17 protein-coding genes are annotated in these 19,719 nt (G+C 42.5%); 12 read left to right on the forward strand and 5 right to left on the reverse strand.

Annotation, left to right across the window (positions count from 1 at the left end; translation table 11 throughout):
* Positions 1–1,063 precede the first annotated feature (1,063 nt).
* Entirely contained in the window at positions 1,064–3,328 is a 2,265-nt protein-coding gene (locus CTN07_RS14145; protein WP_005297904.1) for a nitric-oxide reductase large subunit, read from the reverse strand.
* 190 nt (positions 3,329–3,518) lie between these two features.
* On the opposite strand from CTN07_RS14145, the gene norR reads away from it, so the two are divergent.
* A complete protein-coding gene (gene norR, locus CTN07_RS14150; protein ID WP_005297906.1) occupies positions 3,519–5,039 on the forward strand; it encodes a nitric oxide reductase transcriptional regulator NorR in 1,521 nt (506 codons plus the stop codon).
* Here the strand turns inward: norR and CTN07_RS14155 are convergent.
* Both CTN07_RS14155 and CTN07_RS14160 read right to left on the reverse strand, forming a co-directional pair.
* Positions 5,025–5,348, reverse strand: coding sequence for a DUF3301 domain-containing protein (locus tag CTN07_RS14155; RefSeq protein WP_036763302.1), 324 nt, complete (start codon positions 5,346–5,348; stop codon positions 5,025–5,027). The two genes, norR and CTN07_RS14155, sit on opposite strands and share 15 nt — an antisense overlap.
* 3 nt (positions 5,349–5,351) lie before the next feature.
* Positions 5,352–6,392 (reverse strand): DUF3549 family protein, encoded by a 1,041-nt coding sequence (locus CTN07_RS14160; RefSeq protein ID WP_005297907.1) that lies wholly within the window; start codon positions 6,390–6,392, stop codon positions 5,352–5,354.
* Positions 6,393–6,540: 148 nt separating this feature from the next.
* Between CTN07_RS14160 and CTN07_RS14165 the strand changes: the two genes are divergently transcribed.
* From CTN07_RS14165 to CTN07_RS14175, 3 genes are all read left to right on the forward strand, one after another.
* Positions 6,541–6,858, forward strand: coding sequence for a YqcC family protein (locus CTN07_RS14165; protein WP_036763305.1), 318 nt, complete (start codon positions 6,541–6,543; stop codon positions 6,856–6,858).
* A 1-nt stretch (position 6,859) separates the two neighbouring features.
* Positions 6,860–7,639 (forward strand): tRNA pseudouridine(65) synthase TruC, encoded by a 780-nt coding sequence (truC, locus tag CTN07_RS14170; protein WP_005297909.1) that lies wholly within the window; start codon positions 6,860–6,862, stop codon positions 7,637–7,639.
* A 97-nt stretch (positions 7,640–7,736) separates the two neighbouring features.
* The gene (locus CTN07_RS14175; protein ID WP_036763308.1) at positions 7,737–8,198 is read left to right on the forward strand and encodes a flavodoxin; all 462 of its coding nucleotides are present in this window, start codon (positions 7,737–7,739) and stop codon (positions 8,196–8,198) included.
* A 128-nt stretch (positions 8,199–8,326) separates the two neighbouring features.
* On the opposite strand, the gene glnD is transcribed toward CTN07_RS14175, so the two are convergent.
* Both glnD and map read right to left on the reverse strand, forming a co-directional pair.
* The gene (gene glnD, locus CTN07_RS14180) at positions 8,327–10,948 is read right to left on the reverse strand and encodes a bifunctional uridylyltransferase/uridylyl-removing protein GlnD (protein ID WP_005297911.1); all 2,622 of its coding nucleotides are present in this window, start codon (positions 10,946–10,948) and stop codon (positions 8,327–8,329) included.
* A gap of 79 nt (positions 10,949–11,027) precedes the next feature.
* Positions 11,028–11,855 carry a type I methionyl aminopeptidase gene (gene map, locus CTN07_RS14185; RefSeq protein WP_005297913.1) on the reverse strand — a complete coding sequence of 276 codons (828 nt, stop codon included), beginning with the start codon at positions 11,853–11,855 and terminating at the stop codon, positions 11,028–11,030.
* 324 nt (positions 11,856–12,179) lie between these two features.
* On the opposite strand from map, the gene rpsB reads away from it, so the two are divergent.
* The 8 genes from rpsB to rseP all read left to right on the forward strand — a co-directional run bounded on the left by rpsB (position 12,180) and on the right by rseP (position 19,711).
* Positions 12,180–12,905, forward strand: a complete 726-nt coding sequence (gene rpsB / locus CTN07_RS14190) for a 30S ribosomal protein S2 (RefSeq protein WP_005297915.1) — start codon at positions 12,180–12,182, stop codon at positions 12,903–12,905.
* Between the two features lie 113 nt (positions 12,906–13,018).
* The gene (gene tsf, locus CTN07_RS14195; protein ID WP_005297916.1) at positions 13,019–13,864 is read left to right on the forward strand and encodes a translation elongation factor Ts; all 846 of its coding nucleotides are present in this window, start codon (positions 13,019–13,021) and stop codon (positions 13,862–13,864) included.
* Positions 13,865–13,956: 92 nt separating this feature from the next.
* Entirely contained in the window at positions 13,957–14,685 is a 729-nt protein-coding gene (pyrH, locus tag CTN07_RS14200) for a UMP kinase (RefSeq protein ID WP_005297918.1), read from the forward strand.
* 59 nt (positions 14,686–14,744) lie between these two features.
* A complete protein-coding gene (gene frr / locus CTN07_RS14205; RefSeq protein WP_005297920.1) occupies positions 14,745–15,302 on the forward strand; it encodes a ribosome recycling factor in 558 nt (185 codons plus the stop codon).
* 80 nt (positions 15,303–15,382) lie between these two features.
* Positions 15,383–16,147, forward strand: a complete 765-nt coding sequence (gene uppS, locus CTN07_RS14210) for an undecaprenyl pyrophosphate synthase (RefSeq protein ID WP_005297922.1) — start codon at positions 15,383–15,385, stop codon at positions 16,145–16,147.
* Between the two features lie 105 nt (positions 16,148–16,252).
* On the forward strand, positions 16,253–17,101 hold the full coding sequence (locus CTN07_RS14215; protein WP_005297925.1) for a phosphatidate cytidylyltransferase: 849 nt from the start codon (positions 16,253–16,255) through the stop codon (positions 17,099–17,101).
* A 61-nt stretch (positions 17,102–17,162) separates the two neighbouring features.
* Entirely contained in the window at positions 17,163–18,359 is a 1,197-nt protein-coding gene (gene ispC / locus CTN07_RS14220) for a 1-deoxy-D-xylulose-5-phosphate reductoisomerase (protein ID WP_005297927.1), read from the forward strand.
* The gene (gene rseP / locus CTN07_RS14225) at positions 18,356–19,711 is read left to right on the forward strand and encodes a sigma E protease regulator RseP (RefSeq protein ID WP_036763310.1); all 1,356 of its coding nucleotides are present in this window, start codon (positions 18,356–18,358) and stop codon (positions 19,709–19,711) included. Before ispC ends, rseP begins: the two co-directional genes overlap by 4 nt.
* Positions 19,712–19,719 lie beyond the last annotated feature (8 nt).

Raw genomic sequence — 19,719 nt, forward strand, 5'->3', positions numbered from 1 at the left:
AGTAGGACTGACATCAGGATGATGTGAATGGATAGCTTCAGGACGAAGTAAAGGGAATAGCCTAAGGATAGGTCAGGGACACCGCCACTGGATGGTCGAGAGAATTAAGCTTGGATGGCTTGATGGGTTAAGGAATAACCAAAGGACTACTCTAGGAAAGAGTTTAGGATTACGCTGGGATTAAGCAAGTCATGGATTGATAGCAGGGAGCACAGTAGTAGCTGGATTGCTGCGAGTAAGACCTAAGGGCGCAACGGATGTTGCGCCCGTTCTTTTTTGTGGTATTTTTTCGCACCTCGCACCTCGCACCTCGCACCTCGCACCTCGCACCTCGCACCTCGCACCTCGCACCTCTTTTAAAAATCATTACAAATCATGCAATTAAACTTTAGATTTTTAGCTGCACATCTTGTGATGTATTTTATGCTGATCATCTTGTGCGATATCTCTTACAAGGTTGTGGGATATAGCGTTATTTGTTATAGAAAATCAGTCATATATTAATTTTAATTTATTGTTTTATATGTATTTTTTGTTTCTATTTTTTTGTGGAAATAAACAGATGGCAAAACAATTCATTTTTACCTAATTCTTTTTTATTGGGTGTCGCGTATTATTAATCATGTCGGAAGGGAACTGACAAACGGAACAGGAATTATCACCAAGGATTAAGGTGAGTCTTAGGATGAGACATGATGTACTAGGATGGTATATCAACAAGGACTGTGAAGGGATAACTACAGGATGTAGTAGCAGTAAATAGGATGTTTACTGGTCAGGAAGACAAAGGACAACTTCAGGAAGAAGTCAGGGAACACCTCTAGGATAGGGGCATAAAGGAACGCTTTAAGGATAAAGCAAGGGACACCTCCAGGATGGAGAATGAGAGTCATAGCAGGAAGCGGTGACGGGTTAGGATGACCATAGGAACAACTTCAGGACGAAGTATAAAGGACAGTTGCTGACGGATTACAGCAGTCAAAGGAATGATGCAGGGAGCTCCATAGTAGCGGGAATGCTGCGAGTAAGACCTAAGGGGGCAACGAAAGTTGCCCCCGTTCTTTTATTGGTTATTTGTTACGGTCGAATTGTGTTTGACCTTTGATACGATAAGCTGAAGTAAGAACCACCCCATCAATACCCCACCTAGACCAAATAGCATATCACCTGGCATTCTAGCCCAAATAAGATCTTGAACTAATGGGCTGTGTAGAACTTCTGGCGTTCTGGCATACCAGTAACCATGTTCGATAACAGCAAAAAATTGCGTTAAACCAACCGGCAGTAACGAACAGAAAATCATGGCTGCCAAACCGATATTTAAACACCAAAATGTATATTTTAAGGTTTTATCGTTCCAAGCCTTGTTTTGGCCTGCAAGTCCACGAAGACAAGTTAACATTAAGCCGATACCCAACATGCCGTATACACCCATAAAGGCGCCATGAGCGTGAGTCGCTGTCGTGTTTAAACCTTGAATATAATATAAGGCAATAGGTGGATTGATTAAGAAACCTAGAATACCTGCGCCAACAAGGTTCCAAAATGCCGTGGCAACAAAGAACATAATTGCCCAATGATAACGCTGCATCCAAGGCGTTGCTTTGCGTAAGCGGTAACTTTCAACGGCTTCAAAACCAATTAATGCTAATGGTACAACTTCAAGCGCAGAGAAAATTGCTCCCCAAGCAATAACGGCTGTTGGGGTTCCGGTGAAGTATAAGTGGTGTAGCGTACCGAGCAAGCCGCCAGTTAAGAAAATAACGGTTGTAAATAAAACCGCACTGTTTGCAGATTTCGCACGAATCAAACCTAGACGAACAAACATTAGAGATATAACTGAAGTTGCAAAGGTTTCAAAGAAGCCTTCAACCCAGAGATGTACCACCCACCAACGCCAGTATTCGGCCATAGCCAGATTGGTATGTTTGCCTTGGAATAAGCCCGCACCGTAGAACAGACCAATCGCCACACAAGAAGCATACAGCACCCAAATTACTGGACGATTATCACTACGTTCTGACAGTGCTGGTCGAATTGCTGTTGTCACTAGAGTTAGCCAGAGTAAAAGACCAATAAGCAGCAGTACCTGCCATAGACGACCAAGGTCGATATATTCCATACCTTGATGGCCAAAGATGTAGCTAGTATCAAGGTCAAAGTATTGTTGAATAGCGAGCCATTCACCTGCCATAGACCCTAATACAACAAAGACGAGAGCAACCCAAAGTAAATTAACTCCAAGTTTTTGATATTTAGGCTCATGCTTTGATAGTGATGTCGCAATATAAAGGCCAGTACCTAACCAAGCAGTTGCAATCCAAAAGACAGCCAGTTGAGTATGCCAAGTACGGGTTAATGAGTAAGGTAAAATTTTAGCTAGAGGAATACCGTAAAAATCTTGCCCTTCAACACCGTAATGGGCAGTAATACCGCCTAATACGATCTGCAATAAAAATAGACCAATAGCAGTAATAAAATATTTACCAACCGCTTTTTGTGATGGCGTTGGCTTTTGACCAAATAATGGATCTTGTGCTGGTAATTTCGGTAATGGATCGTGGCGTTGTGCTGCTTGGTACCACGCTAATGCCCCAATACCTGCAAGCAGTACCACAATACTTAAAATAGACCAAACAACATTATCAGAGGTTGGCGTATTACCCAGTGCCGGATCATAAGGCCAGTTATTAGTATAAGTGTAATTTTGATCAGGACGCTCAGTGATTGCAGCCCATGCCCCCCAAAATAGGAACGCATTCAGCTCTTGGCGACGCTCTAATGATGGCAATGTATTGGTTTTTATCGCGTAATCTTCGCGCAACTGATTAAGTGACGAATCATCGCCAAATAGCGCAATATAATGCTGCTCAAGCTGAGCAATGGCTTGTGCTCGAAGTGGAGACAGAGTAATAACCCCTGTTTGCGGGTTATAAGTGTTTTTACGCATCTCATCAGTGACTTGTTGTTGCAAAGCCGCTTGTTGTGGTCGAGTTAACGCTGAATAAGGTAATGAAAATTGCTTTTGCGCTAATAAATTTAACCAGTTTTGGTTTTCTCTGTGTAACCAATCTGCGGTCCAATCGGGAGCGACATAAGAGCCATGACCCCAAATAGACCCTAATTGGTGTCCACCCATAGAACGCCATACCATCTCACCCTGTTCAATATTTTGCTGAGTAAAAATGATCTGACCTGAGGTTGTTTTTATTTGAGTTGGAATCGGTGGCGCTTCGCGGTAGATATCACTGCCTAAACTCAGTAAGACAGTAAATGACGCGAAGCAAACAATCAGTAGTGCCAGTGCACTGAGTTTTAATTTGCTCACAGTATGTCCTTGTAAAATAAATTCGCTCCTTAAAGGCAGATATCGTGCCAATAATTAATATTATGATTTTTAAGCATTTTGTTTTGTGATGTTGTTAATTTGACCTCTTGGTAAGGCGTTAAAATGACAACGAGCGTGTTAATGTGACATCATAAATGCATGTTATTGAACGCAATAAAACTTGGTTGTTATGAATTCGATTGAATTAGCCCAAATTGCTCGTCTTGTTACTTTACATAGCTCTCATGCGCATGGCCTGCAGACCTGTTTATATCACCTTACTAATATATTGGGTTGTGATGCGGCGGCTTTGTTGCTTTATCGCCAGGATCGGTTGATCCCAGTGGCGACAGTGGGATTGAATCAAGATGTGATGGGCCGCCAGTTTAAATTATCGGAACATCCCAGATTTGAGATTGTTGCTAAGGTTCAAGATCTTATCTGTTTTCATGCCGCTGATGAATTGCCAGACCCTTTTGATGGCTTATTATTAAATTGCCCTGAGCCTCATATACATGCCTGTCTGGGGCTGCCTCTTTTGTATGGGCGTGAGTTTATTGGGGTTTTATCTCTTGAAGCTTTACAACCTAATTATTTTCATCGTTTTTCGCAAGATTCACTGCGAGTCTTAATGTCTACTTTTGCTTTAGCCTTGTACTGTTACCAACAGCAGCAACTATTGGAAGTTCAAGTCTTTGGTGGAAAATCTAAGCCTATTTCAAAGCAGATGGTTAAAGAGATGGTGGGAGAGTCAGATGCCATTCAACAACTTAAACATTCTATTCAAGTGGTCGCTCAATCAGAATTAAACGTATTAATTGAAGGTGAAACTGGGGTAGGTAAGGAGTTGGTAGCTGAAAAAATTCATCGCTACTCCAATCGTAATCAGCAGCCTATGGTGTATCTAAATTGTGCTGCATTGCCAGAAAACTTAGCAGAAAGTGAGCTGTTTGGGCATATAAAAGGAGCATTTACCGGGGCTATCCAAAATCGAAAAGGGAAGTTCGAGCAAGCTGATGGTGGTACGCTCTTTTTAGATGAGATCGGCGAATTATCTTTAAACTTACAAGCCAAATTATTGCGTGTATTACAGTATGGTGACTTACAGCGTCTGGGTGATGATCAACATAGAGTCGTGGATGTTAGAGTCATTGCCGCAACAAATAAGCGATTAGCTCAAGCTGTACAAGATCAGACTTTTCGTGCTGATCTATACCACCGCTTAAGTGTATATCCTATTGAAGTACCGCCACTGCGAGATAGACAAAGTGACATTGTGCTATTGGCAGGTTATTTTTTAGAGTTATCCCGTTGCCGATTAGGTTTATCTGTTTTACGCCTTGCTCCCAGTTGTTTGCCCCTTCTTGAGCAATATTCGTGGCCAGGTAATATTCGAGAACTTGAACATCAATTGCGTAGAGCGGCTTTAATCGCACGTTCTGAACAAGGGATAGACTATGTGACCATTCAACCTGAATACTTTAATTTTACTCAACAACCATCGGTAACTGAAAATACAAGGCAAGCGCCCAAAAGGGGAGATAAGGTGACTATTGTGGGTTCTTTACGAGAAAATACTGATCAATTTCAGCGTCAGTTAATCGAGCAACAACTCACAGAGCTACAAGGTAATTGGGCTAAAACGGCGCAAGCTTTGCAATTGGATCGCGCTAACTTACACCGATTAGCAAAACGACTAGGGCTCAAATGATGAGTCCATTTCAGGCATATGGTGAGGCGGTAGATAAAAATAACTGGCTCTAAATCGTTTCATTTCAATAAAGCCTTGGTAGTGGTCAATGCCATTGGTCGAAAACTCAAAGTGATACAGCGTACGCCAGCCCCACTCATCATTATGATCTTTAAGTTTATGGCTGCCTCTTGCCACACTAAGCAGCTGCAATCCCATTGTATTACAGCGTTGTTCAACAAACTGTTGGGCCAACTCTGTCTGCTTTCTTTGTTGAAAAAATAAAAAGGCAAAGAGAGCAACAATGAAAATCCATAGCAAATTACTCATTATTTATTGACCTCTAGCATGTTGCTGCAGTTCAGCAATCGCTTGGATCAATTCGGGATTGGCTTGACCATGCAAGAGTTGGAGCATAATACCTCTTAGCATAGGGAGCATCACCAGATCACTAAAGAGTTGGTTAAACAGTGCTTGGTTTTGGCTTTGGGCAAGGCGTAGCAAGAATAATTCTGCATTATTAGGCTGGTTTAACCCTTGCCAGCATCGACCTGCAATCGCAATTAGAATCTCTGGGTGACATAAATGCGGTTGCGCCAATAGTTGAGCAATTTCACCTTTGAGTACGGTTTCGTTGCTACCTGATAGTGCTCTGATTAACGCCGAAATAAGAAAAATATCAGGAGCAGATTGAGCCATCTCTGTGGCAAGGCGTTCACTTATTCTTGACGTTAAATTATCAGGTAACTCAATGTGCTCGAGACAACCTAATAGTGCATACAATGGTGTCATAGGCAGATGATTAATTGCTTTACGAACTAAAGTGGCGTTATTTTCTTGAGATAAGCGCGAACAGACATCTGCAAGGCCCTGTAACCCTAGTTGTTGCCAATTATCCCAACCTAACTCACCGGTTAAATATTGCTGCGCTCCTGCATAATATTGACTAGGCTCTAATTGTAGTTGAGATCGCAACTTGCCATGAAACATCGCCATTTTGTCGTCATTAGGCTTAAAGGTATAAGGGTTATTGGCCAGTTTTTTCTGCTCTTCTTCGCTTGGTGTGCGGTTGAGCGTAGCCCCCATCGCTTCGATGACATATTTAATAAAATCGCCAACAGCGGCCTGTTTTAATAAGCCTCTCTCATCTAACGGTAAGCGTAAAAACCAGATCCACGGCGTGTGGTTGGGTTGCCAAAACGAAAGGGCTAAATTTGCATGCTGTTGTAGCGGCCATGGGTAAGGCTGACGGTTTTCTTCAACCGCTTTAAATTGGTCGACATCAAGTTGAGTCACTCGACGGCCTAAATCATAAATTGCGTACTGGCATTGAGCGTTATCCAGTAGCTGGGTAAGAGTATGAAATTGATCCATGGAAAATATCCGAACTGCAAACAAGAGGATCAGTATAGCGAGAGGATACGTGAAATCCCACCTTTTCACTTTTTCACACTGGGGTTGATTGAGTCTCTCTTTTAGGCAGGGTATTCTTGCGCACCTTAAATAGAAGGTTGGATTGACTATGAATCGTTATCATCAGACAGCTGAGTTACTGAGCGCATTAGAAGCGGTATTGCGAGAACACAACCATTGGCAATCACAAAGTCCAGATGTGCAAGCTTTGGCGAGTACCTTACCTTTTGCCGTTGATACGCTCTCTTGCCCCCAGTGGCTGCAGTGGATTTTTATTCCCAAGTTTAACCAACTTATCTTAGAACAATGGCCACTACCAACTGGATTTGAAATTTCCCCTTATATTGAAGAAGCGATGAAATCAGAGCCAGGCCAAAGCGAATTGTTAACTATTACTCGTCAAATTGAACAGATATTAGGTTCCTAAGATGCATGATGTCACGCTAGATACACCACTAATTCCAAAAGTAGAACTTGAGATCTTGTATCAAGATGAGTATCTCGTTGCTGTTAATAAGCCATCGGGTATGTTAGTGCACCGTTCTTGGTTAGATAGTCATGAAACGGTATTTGTGATGCAGACGCTGCGCGATCAAATTGGTCAGCATGTTTTTCCACTCCATCGTTTGGATCGACCAACATCGGGTGTTTTACTGTTTGCGCTTTCAAGTGAAATGGCAGCGGAGATGATGCCTAAGTTTGCTGGTCGCGATGTTCATAAAACATATCACGCTGTAGTTCGAGGTTGGGTAAAAGAGGCGGCAGTTCTGGATTATCCGCTAAAAAAAGAGCTCGATAAAATAGCAGATAAGAATGCCAGCAAAGAACAGGAAGCCCAGCCTGCTGTTACAGCTTATGCGCCGATTGCTAAAGTTGAAGTACCTATTGCTGTTGGGCGTTATAGCTGTAGTCGTTATAGCCTAGTTGAAATGAAGCCTGAGACCGGCCGTAAACATCAGTTGCGTCGTCATATGCACCATTTAAGTCATCATATTATTGGTGATGTAAACCATGGTGATGGTCGTCATAATCGAATGTTCCGAGATAACTATGATTGCCATCGTTTAATGTTGCACGCTTCAAGAATTCAATTTGAGCATCCTATAACAAAACAGATGCTTGATATTCGAGCTCAGGTTGATGAAACCTGGTTACGAGTTATGGCAGCTTTTAATTGGGATGTCACTTTGTTACAACCACAAGCTTAAGGGAAATTGTGCTCTGTATTGTGTAATACCTTGGATCTTATTGTAAATTTCCTTATCTGTGCCACAGTAAATGTAATTAAATAGACAAGGATGTACTATGGCTAAGATTGGAATTTTTGTCGGTACTGTATACGGCGGGGCAGAAGATGTGGCGCTGTGGGCTCAAGAGCAATTACAGCAAGCTGGCCATCAAGTCGAATGTTTTATTGATGAGAGCACACTTGAGTCATTTCTCGCTTATCAAAATGAAGTGGTATTAGTCGTAACGTCGACCACAGGGCAGGGAGAGATCCCTGAAACGTTATTGCCACTGTTTGTTCATCTGCGCGAGGCATTTCCTTTGCTTCCTAATTTAAGCTATGGAGTGATTGCGTTAGGAGATGCAAGTTATGGGGAAGAGCGCTTTTGTGGTGGTGGACGTCAGTTTGAGGCGCTGTTGCAAGAGCTACAAGCCAAAGAGTTAACACCAAGACTGGATGTTGATGCTTGTATACACTTTGACCCTTTAGTAGTGGCCGAGCCTTGGTTAGCCAAATGGCAACAGCAACTTCTTAAGTAAAGCCATTATTATCCGTTTGCTGCAATTCAATTAGCTTAAGCTTAAAAAGCCAAACCAGACCATAATTAATATCTGTATGGTCTGAGGGTTTGGCTTTCTATTTGGTTATAAACTCAGTGGTTGGATAACTATTGCTGAATTTGGTTAATTTTATCGATTAGTTCATTGCGCAATAATATCTGTTCTTCTTCGGTTAATTGCTGGCCCTGTTCATTGATCAGTATGAAGAAGTCTTCGGCGCGCTCACCAATTGTTGTTATCTTTGCCGCTTGCAAGCTTAGGTTTTGATTGGCGAATACCGAACCTACCGTTGCCAATAGCCCTGGGGTATCAAGAGCAACCAGTTCTACCATGGTCTTTTTACCGTTTTTGGTCGCTAAGAAATCGACTCGGGTTTTCACGTTAAAGTGCAGTAACTGACGTCGAGTTCGGCGTTTTTTACGCTCAAACTTCATCTCTGTTAAGGCTTTTTTCAGGGCTTTACTGATAACAGCATGACGGTTTTCACTGATCGCTTTACCATTAGGATCGAGCACCATAAAGGTATCTAAGGTATAGCCATCTTTGCTATTCATGATTTGCGCATCGTGAACGCTAAGATTTTTCTTATCCAGTTCAGCCACAACAATCGCAAACAGTTTGGCTTTGTCTTTACTGTAAACAAAAACCTCTGTTCCACCTCGAGTTGGCTTTTTACTGATTAATATAAGCGGTTTTTCATGGTCGTGATTCAATAAAGCTTCAGCGTGCCAGGCCAGCTGCTTATGGGTATGACGTAAAAAATAATCAGCTTTAAACCTTTGCCATAACACATCAATATCACGCTGAGCGAATCCTTGGCTTCGCAATAATGCTGAGGCCATTTGCTGATTGTGACGAATTCGTTCTCGCATATCAGGTGGGTTTTCTAATCCGCGACGAAGGGACTTTTGTGTGGCGTAATAAAGCTCTGCCAATAAGGTTCGCTTCCAACTATTCCATAGCTCTTGGTTTGTCGCGCAAATATCAGCTACTGTTAAACAGATCAGATAATCCAATCTCTCTTCGTCCCGAACTTCTTTCGCAAACTCGGTGATCACTTCTGGGTCATAGATGTCTCGTCGTTGAGCGGTGACAGACATTAATAAATGCTTTTGTACCAGCCAAGCGACTAACTTTGCATCTGGTCGTGATAAGCCGTGTTGCAGACAAAAATCATGAGCCTCAATCGCACCTAATTCAGAGTGGTCACTTCCGCGACCTTTGGCAATATCGTGAAAGATAGCCGCAAGGATCAAGATTTCTTTCTTGATAATACGAGGAAAGACTTCGCAGCAAATAGGGTGGCGCGTGCGATTTTCAGGATCATTAAATTTATTTAGATTTTTTAGAAGTCGCACACTGTGTTCATCAACGGTATAAACATGGAACAGATCAAATTGCATCTGACCGACTATTTGACTCCATTGAGGAAGATACGCGGCTAATACACCATGACGATGCATCAGACGAAATGCTTTTTGCAGAGCATTCGGTTGGCGAACCAGCTCCATAAATTTTTCACGGGCAGCGGGGATTTCAACTAAGAAGCGGTTAAGTCGACGTCTTGCTGTTCTCAATTGCCTTAGCGTTGGTGCCGCAATACCATCAATGGTTGAGTTTTTAGCAATATGGAGAAACATATCTAAAATGGTTTCAGGTCGAGCTTGAAACAGTGCCGGTTTAGTTGCTTCAATTAAATGGCCGCGTAATTGAAAATCATCATCAAGAGGGGTGGGGTCAATTTCTAAACCATTATTTAAGATTGCTTGATCAAACAGTTGCAATAACATTTTGTTCAGTTCAACCACACGACGTAAGGTGCGATAGAACTCTTTCATCATCATTTCAACGGCTTGGTTGCCTTCGCCTTTGTACCCTAGGTTTTCGGCGACAGAGGGTTGGTGAGCAAAGGTTAGGCGATTATCATAACGTCTGAGCTCAATGTGTAAGGCAAAGCGGATACGCCATAATGCATTTTGGCATTCAACTAACTCTCGATACTCAGCATCGGTTAGAAATCCAAACCGACTCATTTCAAGTAGGTTTGTTGCACCAAAGTGGCGACGAGCTACCCAACCTAACGTGTGAATATCTCTTAAACCACCGGGGCTAGACTTAATATCGGGCTCTAAATTGTACGTAGTATCGTGATAGCGAGCGTGTCGGGCTATTTGTTCGTCTACTTTGGCTCGATAATAAGGTTCACTGGGCCAGAAATCGGGTAGCGATATGCGTTGTTTGAGTTGTTCAAATGCTGAAGGGTTTCCAAATAGTAATCTTGATTCGGTTAAATTGGTTGCAACAGTGAGATCTTCTCGGCCGATATCTATGCATTGATCAACGGTACGTACACTATGGCCAATTTCAAGTTTTAAATCCCACAGTAGTGTGAGAAATTGACACAACTGTTCACCAAGCTCATCACTTAAAGGCTGGTGGCTAAGAATTAATAAATCAATATCAGAGAGGGGATGTAGCTCACCTCGACCATACCCGCCTACTGCGACTAACGTTAAATCTTGGTGTTTTGCAAAATCAAAATGATGCCACAGTCTAATCAGTAACTGATCGATAAATTTTGCTCGGGCATGAACCAGATCTGCAATTGGGTGATGGCGCTTAAATAAGATTTTCTGTTGTTCGCCAAATTGTTCCAAAGCTTGACGAAGAGAATCCTGATTGAGTTGAGAGGGAGTGTAGTGAGCAACTGCAGAGATTAATGATTCCATAATGTAGGCTGTCCGTGCAAAGTTGGCGCAAGATAATAAAAAGCCGGCATCATAGCCGGCCTTATCATTCTAACTAGAATTAGTTATGCATTAGACGAGGAATGCTTTCATCTGAACGAAGAGTAAGCACTTCACAACCGTCTTTAGTCACAAGTAGAGTATGTTCCCACTGTGCCGATTTTTTGCCATCAACAGTGTAAACAGTCCAACCATCATCGTCGTCTGTTACACAGCCAAATTTACCAGCATTGATCATTGGCTCAATGGTAAAACACATACCTTCTTTAAGTACGGTACGGTCGTTGTTTTTGTAATGAACAACTTGAGGCTCTTCGTGGAACTCGTTACCAATACCATGACCACAGTAGTCTTTTACGATAGAGAAGCGGCTTGTACCATTTTTGATGAATTTTTGGATTGCAGTACCAATATCACCAACGGTAGCACCAGGTTTCACTTTCTTCATACCAATGTATAAGCTTTCTTGAGCAACACGGCAAAGGCGCTTATCTTCCATTGATACTTCACCCACCTCAAACATGCGAGATGTATCACCATGGTAGCCATCTTTGATAACCGTTACATCAATGTTGATGATATCACCATCTTGTAATACAGCTGGTTTGCTGTATTTGCTACCCATGTTTTCATCAATTGCGCTTGGAATACCATGACACACAATGTGGTTGATAGAAGTACAAACAGATTTTGGATAACCATGGTAGTTCAGTGGCGCTGGAATCGCACCTTGTTCCTTGGTGATGTAATCGTGACAAATACGATCCAATTCTTCCGTGGTCACACCGGCTTTAACGTGTGGTTCGATCATTTCCAGCACTTCAGCAGCCAAACGGCCTGCGACGCGCATTTTTTCAATTTCTTCAGCCGTCTTGATCTTAATGCTCATATAATCGTCTCTTAAGCGTTATTTAATGGAATTACTCCTACCACTATCTTACCAGTCCAAGCTAGGTTATGGAAAGTAAGATTCGTTCTCATATGCATATTAAGCTGGATTACTGGTAGCAATATATGGTATAAAGCGCGCCGTAATTCGCTAATTTGTCTCTTACCTTTTAAAAGTAGGAACTTATTGGTGAGTTAACTAAACTATTTTTAATCATTCACACATATCGTCACATTCTCCGGGGTGCTCCTTAGCTTTCGCAAAGCTTTAGTGGGGTCGGCTGAATGGGATATGTGGACGCCTAACCCCATAGAGGAATTTATAATGGCAACTGTATCAATGCGCGACATGCTTAAGGCTGGTGTACACTTCGGTCACCAAACTCGTTACTGGAACCCTAAGATGAAGCCATTCATCTTCGGCGCTCGTAACCGTGTACACATCATCAACCTTGAGAAAACTGTACCAATGTTCAACGAAGCGCTAGCTGAAATCAACAAGATTGCAGCTCGCAAAGGTAAAGTTCTTTTCGTTGGTACTAAGCGTGCAGCAAGCGAAGCAGTTAAAGAAGCTGCTATCAACTGTGATCAGTACTACGTGAACAACCGTTGGTTGGGTGGTATGTTGACTAACTACAAAACAGTTCGTCAATCAATCAAGCGTCTAAAAGATCTTGAAACTCAATCTACTGACGGTACTTTTGATAAGCTAACTAAGAAAGAAGCTCTAATGCGTACTCGCGAAATGGAGAAGCTAGAGAAATCTCTTGGTGGTATCAAAAACATGGGTGGCCTACCAGACGCTATCTTCGTAGTTGGTGCAGATTGTGAGCACATCGCAATTAAAGAAGCTAACAACCTAGGTATCCCAGTATTCGCAGTAGTTGATACTAACGCAGATCCTGACGGTGTTGACTTCGTTATCCCAGGTAACGATGACGCGATCCGTGCTATCCAGCTATACACTGGTGCAGTAGCACAAGCTGTTAACGAAGGTCGTAACCAAGACATCGTTGCTCAAGCTGAAGACGGTTTCGTAGAAGCTGAATAATAGCCAGCTCCATTTGAGCATCTTAAGTTACCTTGTGTAAACTAAGAATGGTTACCAGGGGCCGCTAATGGCCCCTGATTTTTAATAAAAGAATTCAATCTGAGGATATGACAATGGCAACAGTTACAGCTGCCCTAGTTAAAGAACTGCGTGAACGTACTGGCGCAGGCATGATGGAATGTAAAAAAGCGCTAGTTGAAGCTAACGCTGACATCGAGCTAGCAATCGAAAACATGCGTAAGAGCGGTGCTGCTAAAGCTGCTAAGAAAGCAGGTAACGTAGCTGCTGAAGGCATCATCATCATCAAAGAAGGTGAAGGTGTAGCTGCACTTGTAGAAGTGAACTGCCAAACTGACTTCGTTGCTAAAGATGGCAACTTCCTTGGTTTTGCAAACGAAGTAGCTGAAGCTGCTCTAGCTGCTCAAAGTTCTGTTGAAGAACTACAAGCTAAGTTCGAAGAAGCTCGCGTAGCTCTTGTTGCTAAGATCGGTGAAAACGTTTCTATCCGTCGCGTTGAGTACATCAAAGGCGAAAACATCGCAACTTACAGCCACGGCGCACGTATCGGTGTTGTTGTTGCTGGTAACGGTGATGCAGAAACTCTTAAGCACATCGCAATGCACGTTGCTGCATCTCGCCCAGAGTACGTAACTCCTGAAGATGTACCAGCTGAAGTTGTTGCTAAAGAGCGTGAAGTTCAAGTAGAAATCGCAATGAACGAAGGCAAGCCACAAGCTATCGCTGAGAAGATGGTTGAAGGCCGCATGAAGAAGTTCACTGGCGAAGTTTCTCTAACTGGTCAAGCTTTCATCATGGAACCTAAGAAAACTGTAGGTGAAGTGCTTAAAGAAGCTGGTGCTACTGTTTCTGGTTTCGTTCGCCTAGAAGTTGGTGAAGGTATCGAGAAGCAAGAAGGCCTAAGCTTCGCTGAAGAAGTTGCACTAGCTCAGAAAGGTTAATTCCTGAGTGAATTGCTGATAGAAGACCGTGGCCATGGCTACGGTCTTTTTACAACTCCATATCTCTTAAGTAACCCTGGAAGGTAAAATTTATGACCACAAACCCAAAACCAGCTTATCAACGTATTCTTTTAAAGTTAAGCGGTGAAGCACTACAAGGTGCAGAAGGCTTTGGTATCGATGCGAATGTACTTGATCGTATGGCGCAAGAAATTAAAGAGCTTGTTGAGCTAGGTGTTCAAGTCGGTCTTGTTATTGGTGGTGGTAACCTATTCCGTGGCGCAGGCCTTGCAGAAGCAGGTATGAACCGAGTTGTGGGCGACCACATGGGTATGCTAGCAACTGTGATGAACGGCTTAGCTATGCGTGATTCACTACACCGTGCCTATGTGAACGCTCGAGTGATGTCTGCAATTCCTTTAAATGGTGTGTGTGACAACTATAACTGGGCTGATGCAATTAGCCAGCTTCGTCAAGGTCGCGTGGTGATCTTCTCTGCAGGTACAGGCAATCCATTCTTTACAACCGATTCTGCTGCGTGTTTACGTGGTATTGAAATCGAAGCCGATGTAGTATTGAAAGCGACAAAAGTTGATGGTGTATTTACAGCCGATCCGGTTAAGAACCCAGAAGCAACGCTATATACTCAGCTAAGCTATCAAGATGTTCTTGAAAAAGAACTGAAAGTAATGGATCTTGCTGCATTTACTCTTGCTCGTGACCATGGCATGCCAATTCGTGTATTTAACATGAACAAGCCAGGTGCTCTTCGCCGCGTGGTGATGGGTGAGCAAGAAGGCACACTAATTTCAAACGACTAATTCAAGCTAGCATGTTGGATAACATGCTATTGTTGACCGAATGATCAAGGGTATTAATCGTGATTAATGAAATCAAACAAGACGCTAAAACGCGTATGGAAAAAAGCGTTGATGCGCTTAAAAGCCAACTAGCTAAAGTTCGTACTGGTCGTGCGCACCCAAGCCTATTGGATACTATCTACGTTGAGTACTACGGTGCAAACACTCCGTTGAATCAAGTAGCTAACGTAGTTGCTGAAGATTCTCGTACTCTTGCTATTACTGTATTTGACCGTGAGCTTGCTCCTAAAGTAGAAAAAGCAATCATGATGTCAGACCTTGGTCTAAACCCAATGTCTGCAGGTACTGTAATTCGCGTTCCATTGCCAGCACTAACAGAAGAGCGTCGTCGTGATCTTGTTAAGATCGTTCGCGCAGAAGCTGAGCAAGGTCGTGTAGCAGTACGTAATATTCGTCGTGACGCTAACGCGAATGTTAAAGCTCTACTAAAAGACAAAGAAATTTCAGAAGATGATGATCGTCGTGCACAAGACGAAATTCAAAAACTGACAGATGACGCTATCAAGTCAATTGAAGCTGTTCTAGAAGTTAAAGAAAAAGAGTTAATGGAAGTGTAATCCATTCTGTTAGCGCTTTAGCTTTTTGAAATTTGAAGCGCTGTGCGTGCAGTACAGCGCTTTTTCTTTGAGGGAGAAATATGGCAGAGCAAATGATCGAAACTGAACTTTGTGCAGACAGTTTGCCTAAGCATATTGCCATAATAATGGATGGTAACGGCCGTTGGGCTCAAGCCAAAGGTAAAGCTCGAGTATTTGGCCACAAGGCGGGAGTCGAAGCGGTTCGTAAAGCCGTTTCTACAGCTAATCGTCTTGGTATTAAGGCTGTAACCTTATTTGCATTTAGTAGCGAAAACTGGCGTCGACCTGAAGATGAAGTCTCTCTATTGATGGAGCTCTTTATCACCGTACTTGGTCGCGAAGTTAAGCGTCTGCACAAAAATAGCATTAAGTTAAAGATTCTTGGTGATAAAAGTCGTTTTAGTCAGCGCCTTCAAGATAAAATAGCTTCAGCAGAAGCTCTTACTGAAAATAATACTGGAATGGTATTAAATGTCGCTGCAAACTATGGCGGTCAGTGGGATATTCTCCAAGCGACTAAAAAGGCGATGCAGAAATTAATAGAGCAAGGATTAGAACCTGACTCTATGACTGAAGAAATGATTTCTGCGGAACTATCAACAGCAGGGGAGCCTGATGTTGATTTACTTATTCGTACCAGTGGCGAATGCCGAATCAGTAATTTCATGCTCTGGCAGACGGCTTATGCTGAATTGTATTTTACCGAGCAACACTGGCCTGATTTTGATGAACAAAGTTTGACTGATGCTATTGCTTGGTTTGTGACTCGTGAGCGCCGTTTTGGTTGCACTGGTGAACAAATTAAAGCATTAATGCAAAAATAATATAAATAGAAGCCAATGTGGTGAATTTGCTGCATTGGCATTATTGTTTAGGTTATATGATAAATATATCTAAACAATAATGTTTGATATACGAGAGGAAGCAGCTTGTTAAAGCAAAGAATCATTACCGCATTGATCCTCGCACCTTTAGTTATTGCTGGAATTTTTTTCTTACCGTTCTCAGCATTTATGATTGCGATTGCGGCAATTAGCCTAATAGGTTTTTGGGAGTGGACTCAATTTGTTGAGGCCAAGTCACGTATTCAGGCGATGATTATCCCAGTTGTTGCGCTTGGATTGAGCATGTTAGCTCTGCCAATAAATTATCAATCGATGGCAACGTTAAGTGCATCTCATCATGGAATGTTACTTATTGGTGGGATCTGGTGGCTGATTGCATCAATATTAGCGCTAACATATCCAGCTAGCACATCACTTTGGTCGAAGGCCCCTCCTTTAAAACACCTCTTTGGTTTATTGACCTTAATTCCATTTTTTTGGAGTATTTTACTGCTACGAGCGGTGAACTATGAAGTCGATTCAACCCATGGGGCGAAATTAGTTCTACTTGTGTGTTTGATTGTATGGGCCGCAGATACTGGTGCTTACTTTAGCGGAAAACGTTTTGGTAAACATAAAATGGCCCCCGCTGTTAGCCCGAATAAAACGTTAGAAGGTTTAGCTGGTGGCGTAATTTTAGCCGTATTTGTCGCATGGGGGGGCGCTCATATTATGAGTATTCCATTCTATTCTGTTGCTAGCTTACTGACCATTGCGGTAATTACAGTGATTTCATCCGTATTGGGTGACCTTGTTGAGAGCATGTTCAAACGTGTTTCTGGCATTAAAGATAGTGGTAATATTCTTCCTGGTCACGGCGGCATATTAGATCGTATCGATAGCCTAACCGCAGCCTTTCCTATTTTTGCTTTACTCTACTTATGGTGGATGTAAGCTCTCTTCTTTTTTAAGGGCGGCCATATTGGCGGCCCTTTTAGTTAAATAAAGTGATTTTATGCGTAAGTTGACGATTCTTGGAGCAACTGGCTCAATCGGTAGCAGTACCTTAGCTGTAGTTGCAAAAAATCCTGAACAATTTGAAGTTACAGCGCTTGCTGCAGGTTCCAATGTAGAAAAAATGTTGGAATTGTGTTGTTATTGGAAGCCAAAGTTTGCGGCAATGGCATCAGAGACAGCAGCAAATGAACTGACTGAAAAATTAATTGAGCAAGGACTCACGACAAAGGTATTATCTGGTGAAAAAGGATTGTGCCAAGTTGCTGAATTAGAAGAAGTTGATACTGTAATGGCTGCAATTGTTGGTGCTGCTGGTTTAGTTCCAACGATGGCTGCGGTTAAAAAGGGTAAGCGCATTTTACTGGCCAATAAAGAAGCTTTGGTAATGACAGGGCAAATCTTTATTGATGCTTGTGAGCAATATGGTGCAGAATTACTGCCGGTAGATAGTGAACATAATGCTATCTTCCAGTCTTTACCTGCAGATATTCAGGTACGTATGGGCCGTTGTGATTTAGCAAAGCACGGCGTAAGTAAAGTATTACTGACCGGTTCTGGTGGTCCATTCCGCTATACGGACATTGCAGAACTTGAAACCGTAACACCTGAGATGGCAATTGCTCACCCTAATTGGTCTATGGGGCCAAAGATCTCTGTCGATTCAGCAACTATGATGAATAAGGGGCTTGAGTACATTGAGGCTCGATGGTTGTTTAATGCTAGCCGCGAAGAGATGGAAGTGATCATTCATCCTCAATCTGTTATTCACTCTATGGTGCAATATAAAGATGGCTCTGTGATTGCTCAGATGGGGATGCCTGATATGTGCACTCCGATTGCTTGTGCGATGGCTTATCCTCATCGTGTTGATGCTGGTGTAGCACCTCTTGATTTTAGTCAGATAGGTGAGTTTACATTCTTGAAGCCTGATTATGATCGTTATCCTTGTTTGAAACTGGCAATGGATGCGTGTTACCAGGGGCAGGCAGCTACAACCGCATTAAATGCTGCAAATGAAATTGCCGTAGGGGCATTTTTAGATAACAAAATTGGTTTTACCGATATTGCTCGAATCAATGCTGCTGTATTGGCGGTGGCGAGTAAGGAAGAGCCTAAGGATATTGATGATGTGCTTGAATTGGATCGTCAAGCACGTCAGTTAGCTCTGGATGAAATTAAAAAGGTATTAGCATAATGGGATTTTTGTGGAATCTAGGGGCATTCTTACTGGCTCTTGGCATTCTTATTGCCGTGCATGAGTTTGGTCATTTTTGGGTTGCTCGTCGCTGTGGTGTTTATGTCGAACGTTTTTCTATTGGTTTTGGCAAAGCAATTTGGCAACGAAAAGGGAAAGATGGCACCGAATATACTCTTGCAATGATTCCACTGGGTGGATACGTTAAAATGCTCGATGAGCGCGTTGAAGCCGTTCCCGAGCATCAGCGTCATATGGCGTTTAATAACAAGAAGCTATGGCAACGTAGCGCGATTGTTGCCGCTGGTCCTTTTGCAAACTTTGTCTTTGCCGTTTTTGCTTACTGGGTGGTGTACCTTATTGGTGTTCCCGCGGTTAAGCCTGTCATTGGTGAAGTAGCGCCACAATCTATTGCTGCACAGGGCGGAATTGCGCCTGGAATGGAACTAAAATCTATTTCAGGAATCGAAACCCCTGATTGGGAATCTGTTAATATGGCGATGATATCTCATATTGGCGATAAGCAAATGGCAGTGACGCTCACAGAGCCTCATTCCAATATTGATGTAAAGCGTACGCTTAATTTGACTGATTGGTCTTATGATCCTGAGCGTGAAAATGTTTTAACGACTTTGGGTTTAACGCCATATACGCCAGCAATAACGCTAGTTATCTCACAACTTGTAGATAATGGCGCTGCAATTAATGCAGGATTCCAGTTAAATGATAAAATTATTGCGGTTGATGGAGAGCCAATTAAACAGTGGCAAACTTTTGCAGATCTTGTAAAGGCAAATCCAGGTAAGACGTTAAATGTTGAAGTGTTAAGAGATAATGCACCTTTAACCTTAGCGCTAACACCAGCAGTAAAAGATTTAAAAGATGGTTCAAAAGTAGGCTATGTCGGTATCGCGCCAAAAGTTGATGCTTGGCCTGAAGATTACCGAATTAACTTACAATTTGGACCTATCGAATCTGTGGCTAAGGCAACAGAGAAAACATGGCAATTGGTGACACTCACCTTTGACATGGTAACTAAGTTAGTGACGGGCGATGTAGCAATTAAGAACCTAAGTGGTCCTATTTCAATTGCGAAAGGCGCTGGTATGACCGCCGATTTTGGTTTGGTTTATTTCCTAGGCTTTCTAGCATTGATCAGTGTGAACTTGGGTATTGTAAACTTATTGCCGCTGCCAGTGCTTGATGGTGGACATTTGATGTTTTTTGCCATTGAAGCGGTAACTCGTCGTCCTGTATCAGAAAAGATTCAGGACATAGGCTATAGAGTGGGATCAGCCATTTTGGTTGCGTTAATGGCCATTGCGCTATTCAATGATTTTACCCGCCTTTAATAAATGCA

The organism is Photobacterium damselae (assembly GCF_003026815.1).
Taxonomy (GTDB): Bacteria; Pseudomonadota; Gammaproteobacteria; order Enterobacterales; family Vibrionaceae; genus Photobacterium; species Photobacterium damselae.

Coding starts and splice junctions, on each gene's coding strand:
- norR (WP_005297906.1), top strand. CDS start 3,519: ATGAATTCGATTGAATTAGCCCAAATTGCTCGTCTTGTTACTTTACAT.
- uppS (WP_005297922.1), top strand. CDS start 15,383: ATGGCAGAGCAAATGATCGAAACTGAACTTTGTGCAGACAGTTTGCCT.
- CTN07_RS14165 (WP_036763305.1), top strand. CDS start 6,541: ATGAATCGTTATCATCAGACAGCTGAGTTACTGAGCGCATTAGAAGCG.
- CTN07_RS14155 (WP_036763302.1), bottom strand. CDS start 5,348: ATGAGTAATTTGCTATGGATTTTCATTGTTGCTCTCTTTGCCTTTTTA.
- tsf (WP_005297916.1), top strand. CDS start 13,019: ATGGCAACAGTTACAGCTGCCCTAGTTAAAGAACTGCGTGAACGTACT.
- map (WP_005297913.1), bottom strand. CDS start 11,855: ATGAGCATTAAGATCAAGACGGCTGAAGAAATTGAAAAAATGCGCGTC.
- glnD (WP_005297911.1), bottom strand. CDS start 10,948: ATGGAATCATTAATCTCTGCAGTTGCTCACTACACTCCCTCTCAACTC.
- CTN07_RS14175 (WP_036763308.1), top strand. CDS start 7,737: ATGGCTAAGATTGGAATTTTTGTCGGTACTGTATACGGCGGGGCAGAA.
- ispC (WP_005297927.1), top strand. CDS start 17,163: ATGCGTAAGTTGACGATTCTTGGAGCAACTGGCTCAATCGGTAGCAGT.
- rpsB (WP_005297915.1), top strand. CDS start 12,180: ATGGCAACTGTATCAATGCGCGACATGCTTAAGGCTGGTGTACACTTC.
- CTN07_RS14160 (WP_005297907.1), bottom strand. CDS start 6,392: ATGGATCAATTTCATACTCTTACCCAGCTACTGGATAACGCTCAATGC.
- truC (WP_005297909.1), top strand. CDS start 6,860: ATGCATGATGTCACGCTAGATACACCACTAATTCCAAAAGTAGAACTT.
- pyrH (WP_005297918.1), top strand. CDS start 13,957: ATGACCACAAACCCAAAACCAGCTTATCAACGTATTCTTTTAAAGTTA.